The sequence below is a fragment of the Rhizobium sp. 768_B6_N1_8 genome (assembly GCF_051811225.1).
Lineage (GTDB): Bacteria > Pseudomonadota > Alphaproteobacteria > Rhizobiales > Rhizobiaceae > Rhizobium.
Genome location: NZ_JBPWPV010000001.1, coordinates 1,211,095 through 1,235,348, shown reverse-complemented (window position 1 = coordinate 1,235,348; position 24,254 = coordinate 1,211,095). Strand labels below are relative to the sequence as shown.

Here is a 24,254-nt window from a genome sequence, read left to right as displayed (position 1 = left end):
GTTTATTATTCTGCCGCTGCGGCAGAAAGAAGCGTTGCCGTGCCGCCAGCCTTTTCGATCTTCTCGACGGCAGGCTTGGAAGCGCCTGCAACTTCGAGGGTGATCTTGGCCTTGAGCTCGCCATCGGCAAGAACGCGAACGCCGTCCTTGGCGCGACGGATGACGCCGGCAGCCTTCAGAGCAGCCGCATCAATGGTCGCCTTCGCGTCGAGCTTGCCGGCGTCGATGGCAGCCTGGATGCGTGCCAGCGATACGACGACATAGTCGGCTGCGAAGATGTTGTTGAAGCCGCGCTTCGGCAGGCGACGGTAGATGGGCATCTGACCGCCTTCGAAGCCGTTGATGGCAACGCCCGAACGGGACTTCTGACCCTTTACACCACGACCACCGGTCTTGCCGGAGCCCGAGCCGATACCACGGCCAAGACGCTTGCGGCTATGGGTAGAGCCTTCGTTATCTTTAATTTCATTGAGTTTCATGAGCGTTACTCCGGACTCACTTCTCGTCGACGACGCGAACGAGATGCTGGACTGCACGGATCATGCCACGAACGGCCGGAGTGTCCTCCAGAGTGCGGCGACGGTGCATCTTGTTCAGTCCGAGACCGATCAGCGTGCGCTGCTGGACGTCCGGACGGCGAATCGGGCTGCCGATCTGTTCGATCGTAACAGTCTTCGCTTCAGCCTTCTTGGTAGCCTTGGCCATTGGTCAGCTCCTCTTATTCTTCAGAGGCGTTGCCAGAAGCGGCACGGCGAGCCTGGAGCGTAGCATACTTGATGCCGCGCTGAGCTGCGATGTCCTTCGGGTGAACCTGGTGCTTCAGAGCGTCGAAGGTAGCGCGAACCATGTTGTAGGGGTTCGACGAACCGGTCGACTTGGCGACGACGTCGTGAACGCCGAGCGTTTCGAAAACGGCGCGCATCGGACCGCCGGCGATGATACCGGTACCGACCTTGGCCGAGCGCAGCAGAACCTTGCCGGCGCCATGACGGCCATGAACGTCGTGATGCAGCGTACGGCCGTCACGCAGCGGTACGAAGATCAGTTCGCGCTTGGCTGCTTCGGTTGCCTTGCGGATGGCTTCCGGCACTTCGCGTGCCTTGCCATGGCCGAAGCCTACGCGGCCCTTCTGGTCGCCGACGACGACGAGTGCTGCGAAACCAAAACGACGGCCGCCCTTGACGACCTTGGCGACGCGGTTGATCGCGACAAGCTTGTCGACGAATTCGCTATCGCGCTCTTCGCGGCTCTGGCGGTCTTCCCGCTGCGGCCTTCTTTCCTGTGCCATTGTCCTCTTCCTTTTTCTTTTCCGGGTGCAATCGGCAAACAAAATGAGGACCGCATCGTCTTCCCCAAGGGAACGGTTTGCGGCCCGGTGAAATCCGGCCGAGGCTCGAGAGCCTTCGGCCGGAAACTGATTAGAAGGTCAGACCGCTTTCGCGGGCTGCATCTGCCAGGGCCTTGATGCGGCCGTGATAGATGAAGGCGCCACGATCGAATACGACCTCAGTGACACCTGCCTTGGAGGCGCGCTCAGCGACGAGCTTGCCAACGAGGGCAGCTGCTGCTGTGTCAGCACCGGTCTTCAGAGAACCGCGCAGATCCTTGTCGAGGGTCGATGCAGCGGCGAGGGTCTTGCCGGCAACATCGTCGATAACCTGAGCGTAAATGTTCTTCGACGAGCGATGAACCGACAGGCGCGGACGGCCATTGGCCACCGACTTGAGATGACGGCGCACGCGGTTGGCACGACGTGCAAGTGCTTCTTTCCTGCTAGCCATTTCGCGTGATCCTTACTTCTTCTTGCCTTCTTTGCGGACAATCCGCTCGTCGGCATACTTGACGCCCTTGCCCTTGTAGGGCTCCGGACCGCGGTATTCGCGGATCTCGGCGGCGACCTGGCCGACCTGCTGCTTGTTGATGCCGGTAACGACGATTTCCGTCGGCTTCGGCACAGCGATCGTGATGCCCTGCGGCGGTTCATAGACCACGTCGTGGCTGAAACCGAGCGCCAGCTGCAGGTTCTTGCCCTGCAGGGAGGCACGGTAACCAACGCCGTTGATTTCGAGCTTGCGCTCGAAGCCGTCCTTAACGCCCTTGAAGATGTTTTCGATCATCGTGCGGGACATGCCCCACTTCGAACGAGCTTCCTTCGTCTGGGACAGCGGCGTTACGACGACCGCATTGTTTTCGAGCTTGAGGCTGATTTCGTCGTTTGCGACGAAAAACAGCTCGCCCTTCGGGCCCTTAGCAGTAACCTTCTGGCCATCGACCGTAGCCGTGATCCCAGCAGGTACCTGAACGGGCTTCTTACCGATACGAGACATGTTTCAATCCTGTCTGTTCGCTATGGAGACCCTGCGCTGTCTTAGAAGACAGAGCAGAGAACCTCGCCACCAACGTTCTGTTCGCGAGCCTGGTGATCGGCCATCACGCCCTTCGGGGTCGAAAGGATGGTGATGCCGAGGCCGTTCGCGACCTGCGGAATGGACTTGACCGAGACATAAACCCGGCGGCCCGGCTTGGACACACGGCCGATCTCACGGATCACCGATGCGCCTTCATAGTACTTCAGTTCGATGTTCAGTTCGGACTTGCCGTTGCCGAAATCGACGACGGAGTAGCCACGGATGTAGCCTTCGGACTGGAGGACATCGAGAACACGTGCACGGAGCTTGGAAGCAGGCGTCGAAACCGACGACTTGCGACGCGAAGCGCCGTTGCGGATACGGGTGAGCATATCGCCCAACGGATCAGTCATTGTCATCTAACCTGCTCCTTACCAGCTCGACTTGACGATGCCCGGCACCTTGCCGAGATTGCCCAGTTCGCGCAGCGCGATACGCGACATACGCAGTTTACGGTAATAAGCGCGCGGACGACCGGACACTTCGCAACGGTTGCGAATGCGGGTCTTCGATCCGTCACGCGGCAGGGATGCCAGCTTGATCGAGGCCTTGAACCGCTCTTCGATCGGAAGAGCCTGGTTCATGATGATCGCCTTCAGGGCAGCACGCTTGCCGGCCTGGTTTGCGACCGTATTACGGCGGCGCTTGTTCTTTTCAACTGCGCTTGTCTTCGCCATGTCAGGTTCCTTTTCTACGCTCGTCGTTACGGTTACTGACGGAACGGGAAGCTGAACTCCGTGAGGAGCGCCCGAGCTTCGTCGTCGGTCGTTGCCGTCGTGCAAACGATGATGTCCATGCCCCACATCTGATCAACCTTGTCGTAGTTGATTTCTGGGAACACAATGTGCTCCTTGATGCCCATGGCGAAGTTGCCACGGCCGTCAAAGCTCTTCGGGTTCAGGCCGCGGAAGTCGCGAACGCGCGGAAGCGCGATGTTGACCAGGCGATCCAGGAACTCGTACATGCGGGCGCCGCGCAGGGTGACCTTCGCGCCGATCGGCATGTTTTCGCGGACCTTGAAGCCAGCGATAGAGTTACGTGCGCGGGTGATGACCGGCTTCTGGCCAGCGATGGCAGCCAGGTCGGCAGCAGCAACGGTCGGCTTCTTAGAGTCAGCCGTGGCTTCGCCCACACCCATGTTGATAACGATCTTGTCGAGCTTCGGGATCATCATCTCGTTGGCGTAGGAGAACTTCTCCTGCATCGCCTTACGGATCCGCTCGACATATTCCTTCTTGAGCCGCGGCTCGTACTTTGCCTCAGCCATCGATCACTTCTCCCGAACGCTTAGCCACGCGGACCTTCTTGCCGTCAACAACCTTGAAGCCGACGCGGGTCGGCTTGCCGTCCTTGTCGACGATGGCGACGTTGGACAGGTGGACCGAAGCTTCCTTGGAAATGATCCCGGCTTCCTGGGTCTGCGTCTGACGCTGGTGGCGCTTTACGACGTTAACGCCGCGAACCACGGCGCGATCTTCCTTCGGCAGGACCTGGATGACTTCGCCAGTGCGGCCCTTGTCCTTGCCTGCGAGCATGACGACCTTGTCGCCCTTACGAATCTTCTGCATCGTTCCCGCTCCTTACAGTACTTCGGGAGCCAGCGAGATGATCTTCATGTGGTTCTTCGCACGCAATTCGCGCGGAACCGGTCCGAAGATACGGGTGCCGATCGGCTCTTTTTTGTTGTCGATGAGGACTGCTGCGTTGGTGTCGAAGCGGATGACAGAGCCATCCGGACGACGGATGTCCTTGGCGGTGCGAACGACAACCGCCTTCATCACGTCACCCTTCTTCACACGGCCGCGCGGAATAGCTTCCTTGATCGAAACGACGATGACGTCGCCGATCGAGGCATACTTGCGCTTCGAGCCGCCCAGCACCTTGATGCACATGACACGACGTGCGCCGGAATTATCCGCGACGTCGAGGTTTGTTTGCATCTGAATCATATCAGGTCGCCTTCTTGTTCCTACCGGAATGGTTGGGCAAAGCCCCCCTCTTCCGGCTTATGAAAAATGTCTGCCGGCCGCTCGTCACAAGGACAGCGAAAACACGGCAATAGCTTGAATAGCGCGGGATAGATCGTTGCCAGGGTGGTTTCCCAGATGGGACCTTCCGTGCGCTTAAAGCAAAAGAACGCCCGGCATTCGAGCGTTCCGACGCTGCTTCATATAGAAATTTCCGCGAGACGCAAGGCCTCGCGCAAAATTCTTACTTGGCCTGGGCGGCAATAACCGTCCAGCGCTTGTCCTTGGAGATCGGCGCGCACTCCTCGATGGAGACGATATCGCCGATCTTGTACTGGTTGTTTTCGTCGTGGGCCTTGTACTTCTTGGAACGACGAACGGTCTTCTGGAGCAGCGGGTGAGCGAAACGGCGCTCAACGCGAACTACGACAGTCTTCTCGTTCTTGTCGCCAACGACGACGCCCTGCAGAATGCGCTTCGGCATGTTTTTCTTCCTTTACGCCTTTGCTTCCGCCGCCTTCTGGCGAGCAATGGTTTTCACGCGGGCGATGTCCTTGCGAACTTCATCGATGCGCGAGGACTTTTCGAGCTGACCGGTCGCCTTCTGGAAGCGCAGGTTGAACTGCTCCTTCTTCAGGTCGGCAAGCTTGTCCTTGAGCTGGTCGGCCGTGAGGCCGCGTACTTCTTCGGCTTTCATCGTGCCTTCTCCTTACTCTGCGATGCGCTGTACAAAGCGCGTCTTGACCGAGAGCTTGGCCGAGCCGAGGCGAAGCGCTTCACGCGCGATTTCCTCGGAGACACCGTCGATCTCGAACATCATACGACCAGGCTTGACCTTGCATGCCCAGTATTCCACGGAACCCTTACCCTTACCCATACGGACTTCGGTAGGCTTTGCGGTTACCGGAACGTCCGGGAACACGCGGATCCAAACACGGCCGGCGCGCTTCATGTAACGCGTGATCGCGCGGCGAGCCGCCTCGATCTCACGAGCGTTAACGCGGTTCGGCTCCTGAGCCTTCAGGCCGAATTCGCCGAAGGCAAGGTCGGAACCGCCCTTGGCAACGCCCTTGATGCGGCCCTTGAACTGCTTGCGGTACTTAGTACGCTTTGGCTGCAACATTTTCTTACTTCTCCGAGCTTATCTTTCGCCAGCGCTAATTACGCGTTGTCGCGTTCGCGGCGACGATCGCCACGGTCGCGTTCGCGGCTTGCCGGGCCCTGTGCGTCGCCTTCCAGCGCGCGGCGTTCGGAAGCCATCGGATCGTGCTCAAGGATTTCGCCCTTGAAGATCCAGACCTTGATGCCGCAGATACCGAATGCGGTTTCGGCTTCAGCCGTACCGTAGTCGATGTCAGCGCGCAGGGTGTGCAGCGGAACGCGGCCTTCGCGGTACCATTCCGTACGAGCGATTTCTGCACCGCCGAGACGGCCTGCGCAGGTGATCTTGATGCCTTCGGCGCCAAGACGCATCGCGGACTGAACGGCGCGCTTCATGGCGCGGCGGAAAGCCACGCGGCGCTCGAGCTGCTGGGCGATCGACTGAGCAACGAGCGTTGCGTCGATTTCCGGCTTGCGCACTTCAACGATGTTGAGGTGCGTTTCGGAGTTCGTCATTTCCGACAGCTTCTTGCGGAGCTTGTCGATGTCGGCGCCCTTGCGGCCGATGATCAGACCCGGACGGGCCGAGTGGATCGTGACGCGGCACTTCTTGTGCGGACGCTCGATGACCACCTTGGAGATACCGGCCTGTTTCAGTTCGCTCATGACGAACTTACGCATCTTCAGGTCTTCGTGCAGGAGCTGACCGTATTCGGCATTGTCCGCAAACCAGCGGCTATCCCAAGTACGGTTGATGCCAAGACGGAAACCAATCGGATTGATTTTCTGACCCATTATGCGGCCTCCTCTTGTGCCTGCACTTCACGAACGACGATCGTCAGGTGAGCGAACGGACGTTCGATGCGCGATGCGCGGCCGCGGCCACGAGCGTGGAAGCGCTTCATGACAATCGACTTGCCGACATAGGCCTCGGCGACGACGAGAGCGTCGACGTCGAGGTCATGGTTGTTCTCGGCGTTGGCGATCGCAGATTCGAGCGTCTTCTTGACGGCGCCTGCGATGCGCTTGCGGGAGAATTCCAGCTCAGCGAGTGCACGCTCGACCTTCTTGCCGCGGATGGCCGCAGCAACCAGGTTGAGCTTCTGTGGGCTGACGCGGAGCGTACGGGCGACTGCTTGCGCCTCGTTGTCCTTCAGCCGGCGTTCGGCTTTAGCCTTACCCATCGTTACTTCCTCTTTGCCTTCTTGTCCGCGCCGTGACCGTAATAGGTACGGGTCGGAGAGAATTCACCGAATTTGTGACCGACCATGTCTTCATTGACACTGACCGGAACATGCTTGCTGCCGTTGTAGACGCCGAAGGTGAGACCAACGAACTGCGGCAGGATCGTGGAGCGACGGCTCCAGATCTTGATTACTTCTGCACGTCCGCCTTCACGAACCTTCTCAGCCTTCTTGAGAAGATAGCCGTCAACAAACGGACCTTTCCATACTGAACGAGCCATTGAGGACTTCCTCTCTTACTTCTTACGCTGATGACGCGAGCGCATGATCATCTTGTCGGTCGACTTGTTCGACCGGGTGCGCTTGCCCTTGGTCGGCTTGCCCCACGGAGAAACCGGGTGACGACCACCAGAGGTGCGGCCTTCACCACCGCCGTGCGGATGGTCGACCGGGTTCATGACGACGCCGCGGTTATGCGGACGCTTGCCGCGCCAAACAGTACGACCGGCCTTGCCGTCGTTGATGTTGGCATGGTCAGGGTTGGACACCGCACCGATCGAAGCAAGGCAGGTGCCGTGCACGAGGCGCTGTTCGCCCGAGTTCAGGCGAAGGATCGCCATTCCCTGGTCACGGCCGACGAGCTGCGCGTAGGAACCGGCAGAGCGGGCAATCTGACCGCCCTTGCCCGGCTTCATTTCCACGTTGTGGATGATGGAGCCGACCGGGATGTACTGCAGCGGCATCGTGTTGCCGGGCTTGACGTCGACAGCCTTGTCGGAAGCGATGACCTTGTCGCCGGCAGCAAGACGCTGCGGAGCGAGGATGTAGGCCTGTTCGCCGTCGGAGTAGCGGACGAGCGCGATGTAAGCCGTGCGGTTCGGGTCGTATTCGATACGCTCAACGGTGCCTTCGACGTCGAACTTGCGACGCTTGAAGTCGATGATGCGATAGGTACGCTTGTGACCGCCGCCGATGAAGCGGGCCGTGATGCGGCCGAGGTTGTTACGACCGCCGCTCTTGGTCAGACCTTCCGTCAGCGACTTGACCGGCTTGCCCTTGTAGAGGCCCGAACGGTCGACGATGACCAGCTGGCGCTGGCTCGGGGTCGTCGGATTGAATGTTTTCAATGCCATTTTTCTATCCTCAGAGACCGGTGGAGACGTCGATCGTCTGGCCTTCGGCCAACGTCACGACAGCCTTCTTCACGTCCTGCTGCTTGCCGACAAAACCGCGGAAACGCCGGGTCTTGCCCTTGCGCAGCAGAGTGTTGACGGCGGTTACCTTGACGCCGAAGAGCGCCTCGACTGCAGCCTTGATTTCCGGCTTCGTCGCCTTCTTGGCGACATTGAAAACAACCTGGTTGTTTTCCGATACCAGCGTGGACTTTTCGGTGATCGCAGGAGAAACGATCACATCGTAGTGGCGGAGATCGGTCACTTGAATCGCTCCTCTAGCGCTTCAACGGCAGCCTTGGAAAGCACGAGCTTGCCGCGGCGGACGATGTCGTAAACGTTGATGCCCTGGATCGGCAGAACATCGATGTTCGGGATGTTCTGTGCAGCGAGCTTGAAGTTACCGTCGAGCTCGGCGCCGCCGATGAAGAGGGCGTTGGTGAGGCCCAGCGTTGCGAATACGCCGGCCAGAGCCTTCGTCTTTGCTTCGTTGGCGACCAGATCATCGATGATGATCAGCTCGTCTGCCTTGATCTTGGCAGACAGCGCATGACGCAGGCCAAGTGCACGAACCTTCTTGGGAAGGTCGTGTTCGTGGCTGCGAGCAACCGGGCCGTGAGCCTTACCACCGCCGCGGAACTGCGGAGCACGAGCCGAATGGTGACGAGCGCGGCCCGTACCCTTCTGCTTGTACATCTTGGCGCCGGTGCGCCAGACGTCTGCGCGGCCCTTTGCCTGGTGCGTGCCCTGCTGCTTCTTGGCAAGCTGCCAGCGGATAACGCGGGCGAGAATATCTTCGCGGGGCTCAAGGCCGAAAATCGCTTCCGAAAGGGAAACCTTCCCAGCGTCTTTTCCCTCGAGGGTCTTGACGTTCAATTCCATTGGTCTGGCTCCCTTACTTCGCTGCCGACTTGACGGCGTCGCGCACGATGATCCAGGCACCCTTGGAACCGGGTACTGCACCCTTAATCAGGATCAGACCGCGATCTTCATCGGTCGAAACCACTTCAAGGTTCTGCGTCGTCACGCGCGTCTGGCCCATGTGACCAGCCATCTTCTTGTTCTTGAAAACCTTGCCCGGATCCTGGCGCGAACCCGTCGAACCATGCGAGCGGTGCGAAACGGACACACCGTGCGTGGCGCGGAGACCGCCGAAACCGTGGCGCTTCATAGCGCCGGCAAAGCCCTTACCAATCGTCGTGCCGGTGACATCGACGAGCTGACCAGCGGCAAAGTGACCAGCCTTGAGCTCGGTACCAACATCAAGCAGATGGTCTTCCGAAACGCGGAATTCCTGAAGCTTGGCCTTGGGCTCAACGTTAGCGACGGCAAAGTTGCCGCGCATGGCCTTGGACGTGTTCTTGACCTTGGCCTGGCCAGCACCGAGCTGAAGCGCGGTATAGCCATTCTTTTCTACGGTGCGCTGGGCCACAACCTGGCAGCCTTCCAAACGCAGTACCGTTACCGGGACATGCTCGCCGGCGTCGTTGTAGACGCGGGTCATTCCCACCTTCTGTGCAATTACACCTGAACGCATCGGTTCAATCCTTCCAACTCAGCTCGAGCAAGCTCAGAGCTTGATCTCAACATCGACACCTGCGGCGAGATCGAGCTTCATCAGCGCGTCTACCGTCTGCGGGGTCGGATCTACGATGTCGAGCAGGCGCTTATGCGTGCGCATCTCGAACTGTTCGCGACTCTTCTTGTCGATGTGCGGGGACCGGTTGACCGTAAACTTCTCGATGCGGGTCGGAAGCGGAACGGGGCCCCGGACGCTAGCACCGGTGCGCTTCGCCGTCGACACGATCTCGCGCGTGGAAGCATCGAGAATCCGGTGATCGAACGCCTTCAGGCGAATGCGGATATTTTGGCCGTTCATTCGACGTTATCCTTGTGTTTGTTTTTCCACATGTCTTTAGGCAAGACACGGGTTGTTCTTTCTTCCTAAGGCGGACCACCGGTTTCAAAGATCGAGAGAGACGCCTGTTACGGCACCCCTATCCACTCTTCAGGGCCTTTTGACCCACCTTATTGTTTGTTTAGTCGCCGCTTCGTCATCCAAAGCGTTACGCAAATCGCGCTCGCGCGCCATTTGCAACATTTCTGTGTAATAAGCAAGCGGCTTGCGCCGCCTGCATCATAATAATGTCATCGAATCGGCTGCCCCACCGGAGCAGCCGAATGAATTACTCGATGATCGAAGCAACGATGCCTGCACCGACGGTGCGGCCGCCTTCGCGGATAGCGAAGCGAAGCTTTTCTTCCATCGCGATCGGAACGATCAGCTCGACGTCAACGGTCACGTTGTCGCCAGGCATAACCATTTCCGTGCCTTCCGGAAGCGTCACGATGCCGGTCACGTCCGTCGTGCGGAAGTAGAACTGCGGACGGTAGTTCGTGAAGAACGGCGTATGACGGCCGCCTTCTTCCTTCGTCAGGATGTAGGCTTCTGCCTTGAACTTCTTGTGCGGCTTGACAGAGCCCGGCTTGCACAGGATCTGGCCACGCTCGACGCCGTCACGGTTCACACCGCGAACCAGAGCGCCGATGTTGTCGCCAGCCTGGCCCTGATCGAGCAGCTTGCGGAACATTTCAACGCCGGTCACCGTCGTCTTCGAGGTCGGACGAATGCCGACGATTTCGACTTCTTCGCCAACCTTGACGATACCACGCTCGACGCGGCCGGTCACAACCGTACCACGGCCGGAGATCGAGAACACGTCTTCGATCGGCATCAGGAACGGCTGGTCGATCGGACGCTCAGGCGTCGGGATGTAGGCGTCAACTGCAGCCATCAGCTCGCGGATCGCGTCTTCACCGATCTTCTTGTCAGAATCTTCAAGAGCAGCAAGCGCCGAACCCTTGACGACCGGAATGTCGTCGCCCGGGAAGTCGTAGGACGACAGAAGTTCGCGCACTTCCAGTTCGACGAGCTCGAGAAGCTCGGCGTCGTCAACCTGGTCGACCTTGTTGAGGAACACGACGATTGCCGGAACGCCAACCTGGCGGGCGAGCAGGATGTGCTCGCGCGTCTGCGGCATCGGGCCGTCAGCGGCAGAGCAGACCAGGATCGCGCCGTCCATCTGCGCGGCACCCGTGATCATGTTCTTGACATAGTCAGCGTGGCCGGGGCAGTCGACGTGCGCGTAGTGGCGGGCCGGCGTTTCATACTCGACGTGAGCCGTCGAAATGGTGATGCCGCGTGCCTTTTCTTCCGGAGCAGCGTCGATCTGGTCATACGCCTTGAACTCACCGAAATACTTCGTGATCGCTGCCGTCAGAGACGTCTTGCCGTGGTCAACGTGGCCGATCGTGCCAATGTTGACGTGCGGCTTGTTGCGCTCAAACTTACTCTTTGCCATTTTCGGCTCTCCATTCTTTGGCCCCGAGGGGCGCTAATTCTTGTTATCGGTCAATTGGTATTCCGGTCACTTCTGACCGGAATACTTTGCCTGGATTTCGGTTGCGACGTTCGACGGGACCGGCGAGTAATGATCGAAGGTCATCGTGTACTGAGCACGACCCTGCGACATGGAGCGCAGGTTATCGACGTACTTGAACATGTTGGCCAGCGGGACGTTGGCGTTGATGACAACGGCTACACCGCGGCTTTCCTGACCCTGGATCTGACCACGGCGGGAGTTGAGGTCGCCGATAACGTCGCCGACGTAATCTTCCGGGGTAACGACCTCGACCTTCATCATCGGCTCGAGGAGCTGAGCGCCGGCCTTCTTTGCCGCTTCACGGAAGCAAGCGCGGGAAGCGATTTCGAACGCCAGGACAGAGGAGTCGACGTCATGGAAGGCGCCGTCGATGAGCGTCGCCTTGACGCCCAGCATCGGGAAGCCTGCCAGCGGGCCAGAAGACAGAACGCTTTCGATACCCTTCTGAACGCCCGGGATGTATTCCTTCGGAACAGCACCGCCGACGATCTTGGATTCGAACTTGAAGTCTTCACCATCCGGGTTCGGTTCGAAGACGATCTTGACGCGCGCGAACTGGCCGGTACCACCGGACTGCTTCTTGTGCGTGTAGTCTTCTTCGTGCTGGCGCGTGATGGTTTCGCGGTAAGCAACCTGCGGCGCGCCGACGTTTGCTTCAACCTTGAACTCACGACGCATGCGGTCGACGATGATGTCGAGATGCAGTTCGCCCATGCCGGCAATGATCGTCTGACCGGATTCCTGATCCGTCTTCACGCGGAAGGACGGATCTTCTGCTGCCAGGCGGTTGAGCGCGAGGCCCATCTTTTCCTGGTCGCCCTTGGACTTCGGCTCGATAGCGATCTGGATGACCGGCTCCGGGAACTCCATGCGCTCAAGGATAACCGGCTTCAACGGGTCGCAGAGCGTGTCACCCGTGGTGGTTTCCTTGAGACCTGCGAGAGCAACGATGTCGCCTGCAAAGGCTTCTTCGATGTCTTCACGCGAGTTGGAGTGCATCTGCAACATGCGGCCGACGCGCTCGCGCTTGTCCTTGACCGTGTTCATGACCGACGAGCCCTTTTCCAGCTTGCCGGAGTAGATGCGTGCGAAGGTGAGCGAACCGACGAAGGGGTCGTTCATGATCTTGAATGCGAGCATGGACAGCGGCTCGGCATCATCTGCATGACGCTCGATTTCGGCTTCGGTCTTGAAGTCGATGCCCTTGATCGCCGGAATATCAAGCGGCGACGGCAGGTAATCGACAACGGCGTCGAGCAGCGGCTGGACGCCCTTGTTCTTGAAGGCGGTGCCGCAGAACATCGGGTGGAACTTGACGTCGATCGTGCCGCGACGAACGAGTTCGCGGATCTTGTCGTTGTCGGGCATGTTGCCTTCGAGGTAGGCTTCCATCGCGGCTTCGTCGATCTCGACAACGGTCTCGATCAGCTTTTCGCGATATTCTTCAGCCTTGGCCTTCATGTCGTTCGGAATTTCAACGACATCCCACTGAGCGCCGAGGGATTCGTCGCGCCAGATGAGAGCGTTCATCTCGACGAGGTCGATTACGCCCTTGAAGTCGCTTTCAGCGCCGATCGGCAGCTGCATGACGACAGCGATCGCACCCAGACGGGTCTTGATCATCTCGACCGAGCGGTAGAAGTCCGCGCCGGTCTTGTCCATCTTGTTGCAGAAGATCATGCGCGGAACGTTGTACTTCTCAGCCTGACGCCAGACGGTTTCCGTCTGCGGCTCGACACCGGCGTTGGCATCGAGCAGCGCGATGGCGCCGTCGAGAACGCGAAGCGAACGCTCGACTTCAATGGTGAAGTCGACGTGGCCGGGGGTGTCGATGATGTTGAAACGGCGCATTTTGCCGTCACGGCCCTTCCAGTAGGTCGTGGTGGCAGCGGAGGTGATCGTGATGCCACGCTCCTGCTCCTGCTCCATCCAGTCCATCGTGGCTGCGCCATCGTGGACTTCGCCGATCTTGTGCGACTTGCCGGTGTAATAAAGGATACGCTCGGTGGTCGTGGTCTTGCCGGCGTCGATATGCGCCATGATACCGAAATTGCGGTAGTCTTCGATCTTATATTCGCGAGCCATAATGGACTGCCTTTCGATATCGTTCGGGATTACCAGCGATAATGCGAGAACGCGCGGTTGGCATCAGCCATCTTGTGCGTGTCTTCGCGCTTCTTGACTGCAGAACCGCGGTTGTTGGATGCGTCGAGAAGTTCGCCCGAAAGACGATCGATCATGGTGGTTTCGTTGCGCTTGCGAGCGGCAGCGATCAGCCAGCGAATGGCAAGAGCCTGACGGCGCTCCGGACGAACATCGACCGGAACCTGATAGGTCGCACCACCGACGCGGCGCGAACGGACTTCAACGTGCGGAGCGATATTGTCGAGCGCGGAATGGAAAACCGTGAGCGGCTCCTGCTTCGACTTGCCCTGCACGGAGTCAAACGCGCCGTATACGATGCTTTCAGCGACGGACTTCTTGCCGTCGAGCATGATGGCGTTCATGAACTTCGTGACAACGAGGTCACCGAACTTCGGGTCCGGATTGATCTCGCGCTTTTCTGCTTTGTGGCGTCTGGACATACTTCTCGTCTCTTTAACTGTTAAGGCGCTCTACCACGCGGAGGACTTCGCGCAGCGCCGGGATTTCACTTCAAGCCTTTCCGGACGGTATCGCCCGGGGCGAAATTACTTCGGACGCTTCGCACCGTACTTGGAACGGCGCTGCTTGCGGTTCTTGACACCCTGGGTATCGAGAACGCCGCGGATGATGTGGTAACGGACACCCGGAAGGTCCTTTACGCGGCCGCCACGGATCATGACGACAGAGTGTTCCTGAAGGTTGTGGCCTTCACCGGGGATGTAACCAATGACTTCGAAGCCGTTGGTGAGGCGGATCTTTGCGACCTTACGCAGAGCCGAGTTCGGCTTCTTCGGCGTCGTAGTGTAGACGCGGGTGCAAACGCCGCGCTTCTGCGGGTTCTCCTGGAGAGCGGGAACCTTATTACGCTTTACGTTCGCCTGGCGAGGCTTGCGGATCAGCTGGTTTACGGTAGGCATTCAACCATCCCTTACGTTTGTCTCAGTACCCTTGCGGGCTCGAACTTCGCCGTTTCCGGCATTGCCACACATATTTCCCTCAATGCGCAAAATATGGCCCGATCCGCTTCCGCAGATGGACCACATAGAGCAGAGGACGCAAAAAAGATGCGTCATGCGTGCAGCATCATGACTTCAACGTGCGTATAGAACCTTGTTTGAGGCGATCTTCAGGACGCGTCGTCCCAAACAGCCAAACCTCACATTGGATCTGATGGCGGGCGTACTACTGGTTTCCACCCTGTTCGTCAAGGCCGGTTAAGAAATAATCTCCGCGCCGACGGCATGAAAACCCCTGTGAACAGGCTGTTTACAGGCTCTTTAAGCCGGTTAAAGATACCCGGCAAGATAAACTTGGGCATTGCAGCAAAAACAGATAGGAATCGGTATTTGCAGACATGAAGCCCTTATATGGGATCTGCATATTGCGATTCTCAGAGAGCCGAAGGACAAGAAGATGATCGGGACACCGGACAACGACAACAATTTCGACGGACCGATGATCTTCATCATCATCGGCAAGGGCTATGAATCCGACACGAGCGAGGGCGTTGACCTGCACGTCATGCTGAAGGCCGCCGATGACGATAGCGCCGTGCGCGAAGCATTAAACGCCCTTGCCGAGGAAGGCTTCATCGAAGCCGATCTCGACCAGATCGGCATGTTGACCGAAGTACCCTCCGATGAGCCGCATGCCTCTGCCTATCAGGGTGCCCTGGACGGCGAAGTCTCGATCATCCGCTTTAGCTAAGCCTATATATAAAGAATAGCGCCTGCGCGCCGGTGCAGGCTGCGTCCTCCTCCCCTCACCTTTTTCATTTTGCCGATATCACGAGGGCAGCGAGCCTGGGTTCACGCGATAGCGTCGCCAGTGGCCTCAGCGAGTTCCACATCCACCTTTTGCGCAGATCAAACTGCACACCGCAGTGGCAGCTCGTCTGCGTTCGCGTAACGTCCGCCGACCCTTCGATACCGGTCTCCGTTCGAGGCGGCCGGCGGCTTCGTTTACCGGCGCAACCGGTTGAGCAACGCAGGATGAATGCAGGCATCGCCGTTTGCTTTGGGCCTTGCGGTCTGCCGCCATCGGAACAACAGCGCGACAACGATCTCCCAGCCACCTTCCAGACAAAGAAAAACCGCCCGGATTTCTCCGGGCGGTTTTGGATTCTGGATGTCTCGAACTGGCGATTACTCGGCAGCAGGAGCGCTTTCGTTCGCCAGGTCCTGCAGCATCGGCGTTGCGGCCCCTGCCCCGGAGCCCTTGCGGCGCTCTTCCAGGATCAGGTCGTCGCGAGCCGTCGCAATGCGGCGGATCTGGGTCATGGTGCCACCGGTACCCGCCGGGATCAGGCGGCCGACGATGACATTTTCCTTCAGACCCTGCAGGCCGTCGGTCTTGCCGGCGATCGCAGCTTCCGTCAGCACCTTGGTCGTTTCCTGGAAGGAAGCGGCCGAGATGAAGGACGGCGTCTGCAGCGATGCCTTGGTGATGCCGAGCAGAACCGGATCACCGCTGGCAGGCCTCTTGCCTTCCTCGATGAGGTGGTCGTTGACGTCTTCCAGCTCGATACGGTCGACATTGTCGCCGACGATATAGGTCGAGTCGCCTGCATCGGTGATTTCCACCTTCTGCAGCATCTGACGGACAATCACTTCGATGTGCTTGTCGTTGATGACAACGCCCTGCAGACGATAGACTTCCTGGATTTCGTTGACGAGGTAGGAAGCCAGAGCCTCCACGCCCTTGATCGCCAGGATGTCGTGCGGAGCCGGGTTACCGTCGAGGATGTAGTCACCCTTTTCGATATAGTCGCCTTCCTGAAGGTGGAAGGGCTTGCCCTTCGGGATCAGGTATTCGACCGGCTCGACACCGTCTTCCGCCGGCTCGATGATGACGCGGCGCTTGTTCTTGTAATCGCGGCCGAGGCGGATCGTACCATCGATCTCTGCGATGATGGCGTGGTCCTTCGGACGACGGGCTTCGAACAATTCTGCGACGCGCGGCAGACCACCGGTGATGTCCTTGGTCTTGGCGCTTTCCAGCGGCGAACGGGCAAGAACGTCACCCTGGGAGACCTTCGTGCCCGGCTCGACCGACAGGATCGCGTCGACCGAAAGCAGGAAGCGGGCTTCGCCGCCACGGGAGAGCTTCGCGACATTGCCGCTTGCGTCCTTGATGACGATGGCAGGCTTCAGGTCCGAACCGCGCGGGGTCGAACGCCAGTCGATAACCTGACGCTTGGTGATGCCCGTGGATTCGTCGGTCGCTTCGAGAACGGAGAGGCCGTCGACGACATCTTCGAACTGAACCGTACCGGCTACTTCCGTCATCATCGGACGGGTGTAGGGATCCCACTCCGCCAGACGCTGACCGCGCTTGACCTTGTCGCCTTCATCGACATGCAGCTTCGAACCGTAGGCAACACGCTGCGAGGAACGCTCCACGCCACGCTCGTCCAGGATCTGGACGGTCATGTTACGGCCCATGGCAACGAGGTTGCCATCGGAGTTGCGCAGGATGTTGCGGTTCTTGATCTGCACCGTACCTTCATACGAGGCTTCCAGGAACGACTGGTCGACCACGGTTGCCGTGCCACCAAGGTGGAACGTACGCATGGTAAGCTGCGTGCCCGGCTCGCCGATCGACTGGGCGGCGATGACGCCGACGGCTTCGCCCATGTTAACAGGCGTACCGCGAGCAAGGTCTCGGCCGTAGCAGACCGAGCAGACGCCCGTCTGGATTTCGCAGGTCAGCGCCGAACGAATACGGATCGACTGGATACCGGCCTTCTCGATCTCGACGACGTCGGGCTCAAGGATCATCTTGCCAGCATCGACGATACGCTCGCCGGTCACCGGATGGTCGATGTTGTCGAGGGCCGTACGGCCGAGGATACGGACACCGATCGAGGCAACGACCTGACCGGCATCGACGATGGCGGTCATGGTGAGGCCGGTTTCGGTACCGCAATCGACGTGAGTGACGATGCAATCCTGCGCGACGTCGACGAGACGGCGGGTCAGGTAACCGGAGTTTGCGGTCTTCAAGGCGGTGTCTGCCAGACCCTTACGGGCACCGTGCGTCGAGTTGAAGTACTCGTTGACGGTCAGGCCTTCCTTGAAGTTCGAGATGATCGGCGTCTCGATGATTTCACCCGACGGCTTGGCCATGAGGCCGCGCATGCCGCCCAGCTGACGCATCTGGTTCGGAGAACCACGAGCGCCCGAGTGGGACATCATGTAGATCGAGTTCATCGGCTTCTGACGACCAGTCGCCGGATCGAACTCGACAGCCTTAATGCGGGCCATCATCTCTTCGGCGACCTTTTCGGTAGCCTTACCCCAGGCGTCGACAACCTTGTTGTACTTTTCGCCCTGGGTGATGAGACCGTCGTTGTATTGCTGTTCGTATTCCTTCACCAGGTTTTCGGTGTCGTTGACGATCTTGGCCTTGGTGTCCGGGATGACCATGTCGTCCTTGCCGAACGAAATGCCGGCGCGGCAGGCATGGCTGAAGCCGAGCTGCATGATGCGGTCACAGAAGATGACCGTGTCCTTCTGGCCGCAATGACGGTAGACCGCGTCGATCATCCTGGAGATGTTCTTCTTGGTCATTTCCTGGTTGCAGATATCGAAGGTCACCTTGCCGTTCTTCGGCAGGAGTTCACCGATGAGCAGGCGGCCCGGCGTCGTTTCATAGATCTTCGAGTAGGGCTTGCCGTCCTCGCCGATCGACTTGAAGCGGCCGCGGATCTTGGTGTGCAGCGTCACGACCTTGGTTTCGAGGGCGTGGTGCAGCTCGCCGAGATCGGAGAAGGCCATGCCTTCGCCCGGCTCGTTCTGGTTCATGATCGACAGGTAGTACAGGCCGAGAACCATGTCCTGCGACGGAACGATGATCGGTGCACCGTTTGCCGGGTGCAGGATGTTGTTCGTCGACATCATCAGAACGCGAGCTTCGAGCTGGGCTTCGAGCGACAGCGGCACGTGAACAGCCATCTGGTCACCATCGAAGTCGGCGTTGAAGGCCGTGCAGACGAGCGGGTGCAGCTGGATGGCCTTGCCTTCGACCAGGGTGGGTTCGAAGGCCTGGATGCCCAGGCGGTGCAGCGTCGGTGCGCGGTTCAGCAGAACCGGATGCTCGCGGATGACCTCGTCGAGGATATCCCAGACTTCCGGCTTTTCCTTTTCGACGAGCTTCTTGGCCTGCTTGACGGTCGAAGAATAACCTTTCGCGTCGAGGCGGGCGTAGATGAACGGCTTGAAGAGCTCGAGCGCCATCTTCTTCGGAAGACCGCACTGATGCAGCTTCAGTTCCGGACCGGTCACGATGACCGAACGGCCGGAATAGTCGACGCGCTTGCCAAGCAGGTTCTGACGGAAGCGGCCCTGCTTGCCCTTGAGCATGTCGGACAGCGACTTCAGCGGACGCTTGTTGGCGCCGGTGATGACGCGGCCGCGACGGCCGTTATCGAAGAGCGCATCGACAGATTCCTGCAGCATGCGCTTTTCGTTACGGATGATGATGCCCGGAGCGCGCAGTTCGATCAGGCGCTTCAGACGGTTGTTACGGTTGATGACGCGACGATACAGATCGTTGAGGTCAGACGTCGCGAAACGACCACCGTCCAGAGGAACCAGCGGGCGCAGGTCCGGCGGGATGACCGGAACGACCTTCATGATCATCCATTCCGGACGGTTGCCGGATTCCATGAAGTTCTCGACGATCTTCAGGCGCTTCATCAGCTTCTTCTGCTTGAGATCCGACGTGGTGTCGGCAAGCTCGGAGCGCAGGTCGCCAGCGATCTTCTCAAGGTTCATCGATGCCAGCATCTCATAGATGGCTTCGGCACCGATCATGGCCGTGAACTGGTCTTCACCGTATTCGTCGACGGCAAGCATGTACTCTTCTTCGGACAGGAGCTGGTGCTCCTTGAGTGCGGTCAGACCCGGCTCGGTCACGATGTAGTTTTCGAAGTAGAGGACGCGCTCAACATCCTTCAGCGTCATGTCGAGCAGCGTGGAGATGCGGCTCGGCAGCGACTTCAGGAACCAGATGTGGGCAACGGGAGCGGCGAGCTCGATATGGCCCATGCGCTCACGGCGAACGCGCGACAGCGTGACTTCGACGCCGCACTTTTCGCAGATGATGCCCTTGTACTTCATGCGCTTGTACTTGCCGCACAGGCACTCGTAGTCCTTGATCGGTCCGAAGATGCGCGCGCAGAAGAGACCGTCGCGTTCCGGCTTGAACGTACGGTAGTTGATGGTTTCCGGCTTCTTGATCTCGCCGTAGGACCAGGAAAGAATCTTCTCCGGAGAGGCGATCGAAATCCGGATGGAATCGAAGTTCTGTGCAGGCACCTGCGGATTGAAAAGATTCATGACCTCTTGGTTCATGCCTGTCTCCTTCATGGGCGAAAGCGCCCTTAGCTTGCGAGGTTGGCGGCAAATTCCCGGGAGCCGCGCCAGCGCTTAAACGACAATAACCGCAGAATGCGGCGAAAGCGTCCCTGCCCGGCCAACACGTTAAGGGGCCTCGGCGGGAACTGTGTGCGCTCTTTTGAAGAGCGCACACCCTATCAAGTGGTTACTCGGCTGCGTCCGGCAGCTGGCCTGCAGCCTGCAGGTCCTCGACCTTGGAATTTTCGAGCTCGACCGAGAGACCCAGCGAGCGCATTTCCTTGACGAGAACGTTGAAGCTTTCCGGAATGCCGGCCTCGAATGTGTCGTCGCCACGGACGATCGCTTCGTAGACCTTGGTGCGGCCGGCAACGTCGTCCGACTTCACCGTCAGCATTTCCTGCAGCGTGTAGGCTGCGCCGTAAGCTTCGAGCGCCCAGACTTCCATTTCGCCGAAGCGCTGACCGCCGAACTGCGCCTTGCCGCCCAGCGGCTGCTGGGTAACGAGCGAGTACGGGCCGATCGAACGAGCGTGGATCTTGTCGTCGACCAGGTGGTTGAGCTTCAGCATGTAGATGTAGCCAACCGTGACCTGGCGGTCGAACTGCTCGCCGGTACGACCGTCGTACAGCGTCGACTGACCTGTGTCCTTGAGACCTGCAAGGCGCAGCATCTCATTGACGTTCTCTTCGTTCGCACCGTCGAAGACCGGGGTCGCGATGGAGACGCCACGCTTCCACTGATCGGCCAGACGCAGGACCGAGTCATCGTCGAAATCCTTGACCTGTTCGGCCTTCGGACCGTCACCGACAACGTCGCCGATCGTCTTGCGCAGCGGTTCGATGTTGCCGTTGGCCTTGTAGGCCTCCAGCATATCGCCGATCTGACGACCCATGCCGGCGCAAGCCCAGCCAAGGTGCGTCTCAAGGATCTGGCCGACGTTCATGCGCGAGGGCACGCCGAGCGGGTTCAGAACGACGTCCACATGCGTACCGTCTTCCAGGAACGGCATGTCTTCGACCGGCACGATGCGCGACACGACACCCTTGTTGCCGTGACGGCCGGCCATCTTGTCGCCCGGCTGGATCTTGCGCTTAACAGCGACGAAGACCTTGACCATCTTCATGACGCCCGGAGGCATTTCGTCGCCGCGCTGGACCTTTTCGACCTTGTCCATGAAGCGCTGTTCAAGGCGCGACTTGGATTCGTCGTACTGGCCGCGGAGTGCTTCGAGCTCGCTCTGGACCTTTTCGTCTTCGACGGCGAACATCCACCACTGCGAGCGGGGATATTCGGAAACGACGGCATTCGACAGCTCGGTGCCCTTCTTGAAGCCCTTCGGGCCTGCAATGGAGGACTGGCCGCGCAGCATGTCGATCAGACGGCCGTAGACGTTACGGTCGAGGATCGCCTGCTCGTCGTCGCGGTCCTTTGCCAGACGCTCGATCTCTTCGCGCTCGATAGCCATCGCGCGCTCGTCCTTTTCAACGCCGTGGCGGTTGAAGACGCGCACTTCGACGATCGTGCCGTAGGTGCCGGGCGGCATGCGCATGGACGTATCGCGGACGTCGGATGCCTTTTCACCGAAGATGGCGCGCAGGAGCTTTTCTTCCGGCGTCATCGGGCTTTCGCCCTTCGGCGTGATCTTGCCGACCAGGATATCGCCTGGCTGAACTTCGGCGCCGATATAGACGATGCCGGCTTCGTCGAGGTTCTTCAGCGCTTCTTCCGAAACGTTCGGAATGTCGCGGGTGATTTCCTCAGGACCAAGCTTGGTGTCGCGCGCCATCACTTCGAATTCTTCGATGTGGATGGAGGTGAACACGTCGTCGGCAACGATGCGCTCGGAGAGCAGGATCGAGTCTTCGTAGTTGTAGCCGTTCCAGGGCATGAACGCGACGAGCGCGTTGCGGCCGAGAGCCAGGTCGCCGAGATCGGTCGACGGGCCGTCGGCGAGGATGTCGCCGCGGTTGACCTCGTCACCGACGGTGACCAGCGGACGCTGGTTGACGCAGGTGTTCTGGTTCGAACGCTGGAACTTCTGCAGGCGGTAGATATCGACGCCGGACTTGCCGGCTTCGAGGTCTTCCGTGGCGCGGATAACGATACGCGTCGCATCGACCTGGTCGACCACACCGCCGCGGCGCGCGCCGATGGCGGCGCCGGAGTCGCGGGCGACGACCGGCTCCATGCCGGTACCGACGAACGGCGCTTCAGCGCGCAGAAGCGGAACGGCCTGACGCTGCATGTTCGAGCCCATGAGAGCGCGGTTGGCGTCGTCGTTTTCCAGGAACGGGATGAGAGCGGCTGCGACCGAAACGACCTGCTTCGGCGAAACGTCCATCAGGTTCATGCTGTCGCGCGGGGCGAGCATAACTTCGCCGGCGTGACGGCAGACGACGAATTCATCGACGAAGGAACCGTCCGACGTCAGTTCGGCGTTGGCCTGGGCAACATAGTACTTCGCCTCTTCCATGGCGGAAAGGTATAGTACGTCAGTCGTGACCTTGCCATCGACGATACGACGGTACGGGCTTTCGATGAAACCGTACTTGTTGACGCGCGCAAAGGTCGCCAGCGAGTTGATCAGACCGATGTTCGGGCCTTCCGGCGTTTCGATCGGGCAAATACGGCCGTAGTGCGTCGGATGAACGTCGCGGACTTCGAAGCCGGCGCGCTCGCGGGTCAGACCACCCGGGCCAAGAGCCGAGAGACGGCGCTTGTGGGTGATTTCCGAGAGCGGGTTCACCTGGTCCATGAACTGCGAGAGCTGCGAGGAACCGAAGAATTCGCGGACGGCTGCAGCAGCCGGCTTGGCGTTGATCAGGTCCTGCGGCATGACCGTGTCGATTTCGATCGAGGACATGCGTTCCTTGATCGCGCGCTCCATGCGAAGCAGGCCGAGACGGTACTGGTTCTCCATCAGCTCGCCAACCGAGCGGACGCGGCGGTTGCCAAGGTTGTCGATGTCGTCGATCTCGCCCTTGCCGTCGCGCAGTTCGACAAGCATCTTGACCACGGCCAGGATGTCGTCCTTGCGCAGGATGCGGACGGTGTCTTCGACGCTGAGGTCAAGACGCATGTTCATCTTCACGCGGCCGACGGCGGAGAGGTCGTAACGCTCCGCATCGAAGAACAGCGAGTTGAACATGGCTTCGGCCGAATCCATCGTCGGCGGTTCACCCGGACGCATGACGCGGTAAATGTCAAACAGAGCGTCCTGACGGTTCTCGTTCTTGTCTGCGGTCAGCGTGTTGCGGATGTAGGCGCCGACATTGATGTGATCGATGCCGAGAACCGGGATCTCGTCGAAATGGTTGGCGAGGATGACGCCGAGCGTCTTCTCGTCGATTTCGTCGCCGGCTTCGAGATAGATCTCACCCGTCGAGTAGTTGACGATGTCTTCGGCGAGGTAGTTGCCGTACAGATCGTCGTCCGTCGCCTTGAGTGCCTTCAGGCCCTTGTCGGAGAGCGTGCGAAGCAGGCGTGGCGTGAGCTTCTTGCCAGCTTCGACAACGACTTCGCCGGTATCGGCGTCGACCATCTCGGTGATCGCCTTTGCACCCTTCAGCGTTTCCGGCTTGAAGGGAATGCGCCAGCCTTCGCCGTCGCGCTTGTAGAGCGACTTCGTGTAGAAGGTGTCAAGGATTTCCTCGCCGTCCATGCCGAGGGCCATCAGCAGCGACGTCACCGGAATCTTGCGGCGGCGGTCGATACGGGCATAGACGATGTCCTTGGCGTCGAATTCGATATCGAGCCAGGAGCCGCGATACGGGATCACGCGCGCAGCAAAGAGCAGCTTGCCGGAAGAATGGCTCTTGCCCTTGTCGTGGTCGAAGAAGACGCCCGGCGAACGGTGCATCTGGGACACGATCACGCGCTCGGTGCCGTTGACGATGAACGTACCGTTATTCGTCATGAGCGGCATGTCGCCCATGTAGACGGACTGTTCCTTGATGTCCTTGATCGACTTCGCGCCGGTATCCTCGTCGATATCGAACACGATGAGACGGAGAGTAACCTTCAGCGGCGCGGCGTAGGTCAGGTCGCGCTGGCGGCATTCGTCGACGTCGAACTTCGGCGGTTCGAATTCATAGGACACGAACTCCAGCATGGAGGCGCCGGAGAAGTCGGTGATCGGGAAAACGGACTTGAAGACGGCCTGAAGGCCTTCGTCGGGACGACCGCCCTTGGGCTCTTCAACCATCAGAAACTGGTCGTAGGAAGCCTTCTGAACCTCGATGAGGTTCGGCATTTCTGCGACTTCGGGGATTTTACCAAAAAACTTGCGTACGCGCCTGCGACCATTGAACGTAAGGGTCTGAGCCATCGTCGCTCCTTCAAAAATTGCATCCGGGCCTGCAACGGACGGGAACCGATGGCCAGTCGATCCCGTCAACCAATGGATAGTTCAACCTCGTCCCACCTCCCGAAACAGCCAGGCCGGATTGCCTTGGCGCCTCGGTTCGAGACCA

28 protein-coding genes are annotated in these 24,254 nt (G+C 59.4%); 1 reads left to right on the top strand and 27 read right to left on the bottom strand.

The window, feature by feature from the left end; all coding sequences use genetic code 11:
* Nucleotides 1–5 precede the first annotated feature (5 nt).
* From rplO to rpsL, 25 genes are all read right to left on the bottom strand, one after another.
* Nucleotides 6–479 (bottom strand): 50S ribosomal protein L15, encoded by a 474-nt coding sequence (rplO, locus tag AB8B33_RS06325; protein WP_113324621.1) that lies wholly within the window; start codon nucleotides 477–479, stop codon nucleotides 6–8.
* Nucleotides 480–495: 16 nt separating this feature from the next.
* Complete coding sequence (gene rpmD, locus AB8B33_RS06320; RefSeq protein ID WP_007812887.1) at nucleotides 496–705, bottom strand: 50S ribosomal protein L30; 210 nt, start codon at nucleotides 703–705, stop codon at nucleotides 496–498.
* Between the two features lie 13 nt (nucleotides 706–718).
* Nucleotides 719–1,288, bottom strand: coding sequence for a 30S ribosomal protein S5 (gene rpsE / locus AB8B33_RS06315; RefSeq protein WP_007812885.1), 570 nt, complete (start codon nucleotides 1,286–1,288; stop codon nucleotides 719–721).
* A 130-nt stretch (nucleotides 1,289–1,418) separates the two neighbouring features.
* Nucleotides 1,419–1,781 carry a 50S ribosomal protein L18 gene (gene rplR / locus AB8B33_RS06310; RefSeq protein ID WP_113297886.1) on the bottom strand — a complete coding sequence of 121 codons (363 nt, stop codon included), beginning with the start codon at nucleotides 1,779–1,781 and terminating at the stop codon, nucleotides 1,419–1,421.
* A 12-nt stretch (nucleotides 1,782–1,793) separates the two neighbouring features.
* Nucleotides 1,794–2,327 carry a 50S ribosomal protein L6 gene (gene rplF, locus AB8B33_RS06305; protein WP_439014701.1) on the bottom strand — a complete coding sequence of 178 codons (534 nt, stop codon included), beginning with the start codon at nucleotides 2,325–2,327 and terminating at the stop codon, nucleotides 1,794–1,796.
* A 41-nt stretch (nucleotides 2,328–2,368) separates the two neighbouring features.
* Nucleotides 2,369–2,767, bottom strand: a complete 399-nt coding sequence (gene rpsH, locus AB8B33_RS06300; RefSeq protein ID WP_004674934.1) for a 30S ribosomal protein S8 — start codon at nucleotides 2,765–2,767, stop codon at nucleotides 2,369–2,371.
* A gap of 12 nt (nucleotides 2,768–2,779) precedes the next feature.
* On the bottom strand, nucleotides 2,780–3,085 hold the full coding sequence (gene rpsN / locus AB8B33_RS06295) for a 30S ribosomal protein S14 (RefSeq protein WP_007812880.1): 306 nt from the start codon (nucleotides 3,083–3,085) through the stop codon (nucleotides 2,780–2,782).
* A 32-nt stretch (nucleotides 3,086–3,117) separates the two neighbouring features.
* On the bottom strand, nucleotides 3,118–3,675 hold the full coding sequence (rplE, locus tag AB8B33_RS06290) for a 50S ribosomal protein L5 (RefSeq protein WP_007812878.1): 558 nt from the start codon (nucleotides 3,673–3,675) through the stop codon (nucleotides 3,118–3,120).
* Nucleotides 3,668–3,976, bottom strand: coding sequence for a 50S ribosomal protein L24 (gene rplX / locus AB8B33_RS06285; RefSeq protein ID WP_037106636.1), 309 nt, complete (start codon nucleotides 3,974–3,976; stop codon nucleotides 3,668–3,670). The genes rplE and rplX overlap by 8 nt, the downstream gene beginning before the upstream one ends.
* A gap of 12 nt (nucleotides 3,977–3,988) precedes the next feature.
* Complete coding sequence (rplN, locus tag AB8B33_RS06280) at nucleotides 3,989–4,357, bottom strand: 50S ribosomal protein L14 (protein ID WP_003573790.1); 369 nt, start codon at nucleotides 4,355–4,357, stop codon at nucleotides 3,989–3,991.
* Between the two features lie 262 nt (nucleotides 4,358–4,619).
* Nucleotides 4,620–4,859: a 30S ribosomal protein S17 gene (rpsQ, locus tag AB8B33_RS06275; protein ID WP_007812872.1), complete on the bottom strand. Its 240-nt coding sequence runs from the start codon at nucleotides 4,857–4,859 to the stop codon at nucleotides 4,620–4,622.
* 12 nt (nucleotides 4,860–4,871) lie between these two features.
* Nucleotides 4,872–5,072 carry a 50S ribosomal protein L29 gene (gene rpmC / locus AB8B33_RS06270; RefSeq protein WP_007812871.1) on the bottom strand — a complete coding sequence of 67 codons (201 nt, stop codon included), beginning with the start codon at nucleotides 5,070–5,072 and terminating at the stop codon, nucleotides 4,872–4,874.
* A gap of 12 nt (nucleotides 5,073–5,084) precedes the next feature.
* Nucleotides 5,085–5,498, bottom strand: a complete 414-nt coding sequence (gene rplP / locus AB8B33_RS06265; protein ID WP_003573792.1) for a 50S ribosomal protein L16 — start codon at nucleotides 5,496–5,498, stop codon at nucleotides 5,085–5,087.
* Nucleotides 5,499–5,536: 38 nt separating this feature from the next.
* Nucleotides 5,537–6,271, bottom strand: a complete 735-nt coding sequence (gene rpsC, locus AB8B33_RS06260) for a 30S ribosomal protein S3 (protein WP_007812868.1) — start codon at nucleotides 6,269–6,271, stop codon at nucleotides 5,537–5,539.
* The gene (rplV, locus tag AB8B33_RS06255) at nucleotides 6,271–6,660 is read right to left on the bottom strand and encodes a 50S ribosomal protein L22 (protein WP_007812866.1); all 390 of its coding nucleotides are present in this window, start codon (nucleotides 6,658–6,660) and stop codon (nucleotides 6,271–6,273) included. The genes rpsC and rplV overlap by 1 nt, the downstream gene beginning before the upstream one ends.
* 2 nt (nucleotides 6,661–6,662) lie before the next feature.
* On the bottom strand, nucleotides 6,663–6,941 hold the full coding sequence (rpsS, locus tag AB8B33_RS06250) for a 30S ribosomal protein S19 (protein ID WP_007531666.1): 279 nt from the start codon (nucleotides 6,939–6,941) through the stop codon (nucleotides 6,663–6,665).
* A 15-nt stretch (nucleotides 6,942–6,956) separates the two neighbouring features.
* Nucleotides 6,957–7,793 (bottom strand): 50S ribosomal protein L2, encoded by an 837-nt coding sequence (gene rplB / locus AB8B33_RS06245; RefSeq protein WP_007812864.1) that lies wholly within the window; start codon nucleotides 7,791–7,793, stop codon nucleotides 6,957–6,959.
* Nucleotides 7,794–7,803: 10 nt separating this feature from the next.
* Nucleotides 7,804–8,097: a 50S ribosomal protein L23 gene (locus tag AB8B33_RS06240; protein WP_007812862.1), complete on the bottom strand. Its 294-nt coding sequence runs from the start codon at nucleotides 8,095–8,097 to the stop codon at nucleotides 7,804–7,806.
* Entirely contained in the window at nucleotides 8,094–8,714 is a 621-nt protein-coding gene (gene rplD / locus AB8B33_RS06235) for a 50S ribosomal protein L4 (protein ID WP_007812861.1), read from the bottom strand. The genes AB8B33_RS06240 and rplD overlap by 4 nt, the downstream gene beginning before the upstream one ends.
* A 13-nt stretch (nucleotides 8,715–8,727) precedes the next feature.
* Complete coding sequence (rplC, locus tag AB8B33_RS06230; protein WP_007812859.1) at nucleotides 8,728–9,369, bottom strand: 50S ribosomal protein L3; 642 nt, start codon at nucleotides 9,367–9,369, stop codon at nucleotides 8,728–8,730.
* A 33-nt stretch (nucleotides 9,370–9,402) separates the two neighbouring features.
* Nucleotides 9,403–9,711 carry a 30S ribosomal protein S10 gene (rpsJ, locus tag AB8B33_RS06225; RefSeq protein ID WP_003547547.1) on the bottom strand — a complete coding sequence of 103 codons (309 nt, stop codon included), beginning with the start codon at nucleotides 9,709–9,711 and terminating at the stop codon, nucleotides 9,403–9,405.
* 307 nt (nucleotides 9,712–10,018) lie between these two features.
* Nucleotides 10,019–11,194: an elongation factor Tu gene (gene tuf / locus AB8B33_RS06220; protein ID WP_113323818.1), complete on the bottom strand. Its 1,176-nt coding sequence runs from the start codon at nucleotides 11,192–11,194 to the stop codon at nucleotides 10,019–10,021.
* A gap of 66 nt (nucleotides 11,195–11,260) precedes the next feature.
* The gene (fusA, locus tag AB8B33_RS06215; protein ID WP_439014700.1) at nucleotides 11,261–13,360 is read right to left on the bottom strand and encodes an elongation factor G; all 2,100 of its coding nucleotides are present in this window, start codon (nucleotides 13,358–13,360) and stop codon (nucleotides 11,261–11,263) included.
* Between the two features lie 29 nt (nucleotides 13,361–13,389).
* Complete coding sequence (rpsG, locus tag AB8B33_RS06210; RefSeq protein WP_007817128.1) at nucleotides 13,390–13,860, bottom strand: 30S ribosomal protein S7; 471 nt, start codon at nucleotides 13,858–13,860, stop codon at nucleotides 13,390–13,392.
* 105 nt (nucleotides 13,861–13,965) lie between these two features.
* Nucleotides 13,966–14,337, bottom strand: coding sequence for a 30S ribosomal protein S12 (rpsL, locus tag AB8B33_RS06205; protein ID WP_003547537.1), 372 nt, complete (start codon nucleotides 14,335–14,337; stop codon nucleotides 13,966–13,968).
* 496 nt (nucleotides 14,338–14,833) lie between these two features.
* Between rpsL and AB8B33_RS06200 the strand changes: the two genes are divergently transcribed.
* On the top strand, nucleotides 14,834–15,127 hold the full coding sequence (locus tag AB8B33_RS06200) for a hypothetical protein (protein WP_007817126.1): 294 nt from the start codon (nucleotides 14,834–14,836) through the stop codon (nucleotides 15,125–15,127).
* A gap of 437 nt (nucleotides 15,128–15,564) precedes the next feature.
* Here AB8B33_RS06200 and rpoC read toward each other — a convergent pair whose 3' ends face one another.
* Nucleotides 15,565–19,776, bottom strand: a complete 4,212-nt coding sequence (gene rpoC, locus AB8B33_RS06195; RefSeq protein ID WP_113325480.1) for a DNA-directed RNA polymerase subunit beta' — start codon at nucleotides 19,774–19,776, stop codon at nucleotides 15,565–15,567.
* Nucleotides 19,777–19,966: 190 nt separating this feature from the next.
* Nucleotides 19,967–24,109, bottom strand: a complete 4,143-nt coding sequence (gene rpoB, locus AB8B33_RS06190; protein ID WP_439014699.1) for a DNA-directed RNA polymerase subunit beta — start codon at nucleotides 24,107–24,109, stop codon at nucleotides 19,967–19,969.
* Nucleotides 24,110–24,254 lie beyond the last annotated feature (145 nt).

Excerpts from the sequence above, each read along its gene's own strand:
- rplO (WP_113324621.1), bottom strand. The coding sequence starts at position 479 with ATGAAACTCAATGAAATTAAAGATAACGAAGGCTCTACCCATAGCCGC.
- rpmD (WP_007812887.1), bottom strand. The coding sequence starts at position 705 with ATGGCCAAGGCTACCAAGAAGGCTGAAGCGAAGACTGTTACGATCGAA.
- rpsE (WP_007812885.1), bottom strand. The coding sequence starts at position 1,288 with ATGGCACAGGAAAGAAGGCCGCAGCGGGAAGACCGCCAGAGCCGCGAA.
- rplR (WP_113297886.1), bottom strand. The coding sequence starts at position 1,781 with ATGGCTAGCAGGAAAGAAGCACTTGCACGTCGTGCCAACCGCGTGCGC.
- rplF (WP_439014701.1), bottom strand. The coding sequence starts at position 2,327 with ATGTCTCGTATCGGTAAGAAGCCCGTTCAGGTACCTGCTGGGATCACG.
- rpsH (WP_004674934.1), bottom strand. The coding sequence starts at position 2,767 with ATGACAATGACTGATCCGTTGGGCGATATGCTCACCCGTATCCGCAAC.
- rpsN (WP_007812880.1), bottom strand. The coding sequence starts at position 3,085 with ATGGCGAAGACAAGCGCAGTTGAAAAGAACAAGCGCCGCCGTAATACG.
- rplE (WP_007812878.1), bottom strand. The coding sequence starts at position 3,675 with ATGGCTGAGGCAAAGTACGAGCCGCGGCTCAAGAAGGAATATGTCGAG.
- rplX (WP_037106636.1), bottom strand. The coding sequence starts at position 3,976 with ATGCAGAAGATTCGTAAGGGCGACAAGGTCGTCATGCTCGCAGGCAAG.
- rplN (WP_003573790.1), bottom strand. The coding sequence starts at position 4,357 with ATGATTCAGATGCAAACAAACCTCGACGTCGCGGATAATTCCGGCGCA.
- rpsQ (WP_007812872.1), bottom strand. The coding sequence starts at position 4,859 with ATGCCGAAGCGCATTCTGCAGGGCGTCGTCGTTGGCGACAAGAACGAG.
- rpmC (WP_007812871.1), bottom strand. The coding sequence starts at position 5,072 with ATGAAAGCCGAAGAAGTACGCGGCCTCACGGCCGACCAGCTCAAGGAC.
- rplP (WP_003573792.1), bottom strand. The coding sequence starts at position 5,498 with ATGTTGCAGCCAAAGCGTACTAAGTACCGCAAGCAGTTCAAGGGCCGC.
- rpsC (WP_007812868.1), bottom strand. The coding sequence starts at position 6,271 with ATGGGTCAGAAAATCAATCCGATTGGTTTCCGTCTTGGCATCAACCGT.
- rplV (WP_007812866.1), bottom strand. The coding sequence starts at position 6,660 with ATGGGTAAGGCTAAAGCCGAACGCCGGCTGAAGGACAACGAGGCGCAA.
- rpsS (WP_007531666.1), bottom strand. The coding sequence starts at position 6,941 with ATGGCTCGTTCAGTATGGAAAGGTCCGTTTGTTGACGGCTATCTTCTC.
- rplB (WP_007812864.1), bottom strand. The coding sequence starts at position 7,793 with ATGGCATTGAAAACATTCAATCCGACGACCCCGAGCCAGCGCCAGCTG.
- rplD (WP_007812861.1), bottom strand. The coding sequence starts at position 8,714 with ATGGAATTGAACGTCAAGACCCTCGAGGGAAAAGACGCTGGGAAGGTT.
- rplC (WP_007812859.1), bottom strand. The coding sequence starts at position 9,369 with ATGCGTTCAGGTGTAATTGCACAGAAGGTGGGAATGACCCGCGTCTAC.
- rpsJ (WP_003547547.1), bottom strand. The coding sequence starts at position 9,711 with ATGAACGGCCAAAATATCCGCATTCGCCTGAAGGCGTTCGATCACCGG.
- tuf (WP_113323818.1), bottom strand. The coding sequence starts at position 11,194 with ATGGCAAAGAGTAAGTTTGAGCGCAACAAGCCGCACGTCAACATTGGC.
- fusA (WP_439014700.1), bottom strand. The coding sequence starts at position 13,360 with ATGGCTCGCGAATATAAGATCGAAGACTACCGCAATTTCGGTATCATG.
- rpsG (WP_007817128.1), bottom strand. The coding sequence starts at position 13,860 with ATGTCCAGACGCCACAAAGCAGAAAAGCGCGAGATCAATCCGGACCCG.
- rpsL (WP_003547537.1), bottom strand. The coding sequence starts at position 14,337 with ATGCCTACCGTAAACCAGCTGATCCGCAAGCCTCGCCAGGCGAACGTA.
- AB8B33_RS06200 (WP_007817126.1), top strand. The coding sequence starts at position 14,834 with ATGATCGGGACACCGGACAACGACAACAATTTCGACGGACCGATGATC.
- rpoC (WP_113325480.1), bottom strand. The coding sequence starts at position 19,776 with ATGAACCAAGAGGTCATGAATCTTTTCAATCCGCAGGTGCCTGCACAG.
- rpoB (WP_439014699.1), bottom strand. The coding sequence starts at position 24,109 with ATGGCTCAGACCCTTACGTTCAATGGTCGCAGGCGCGTACGCAAGTTT.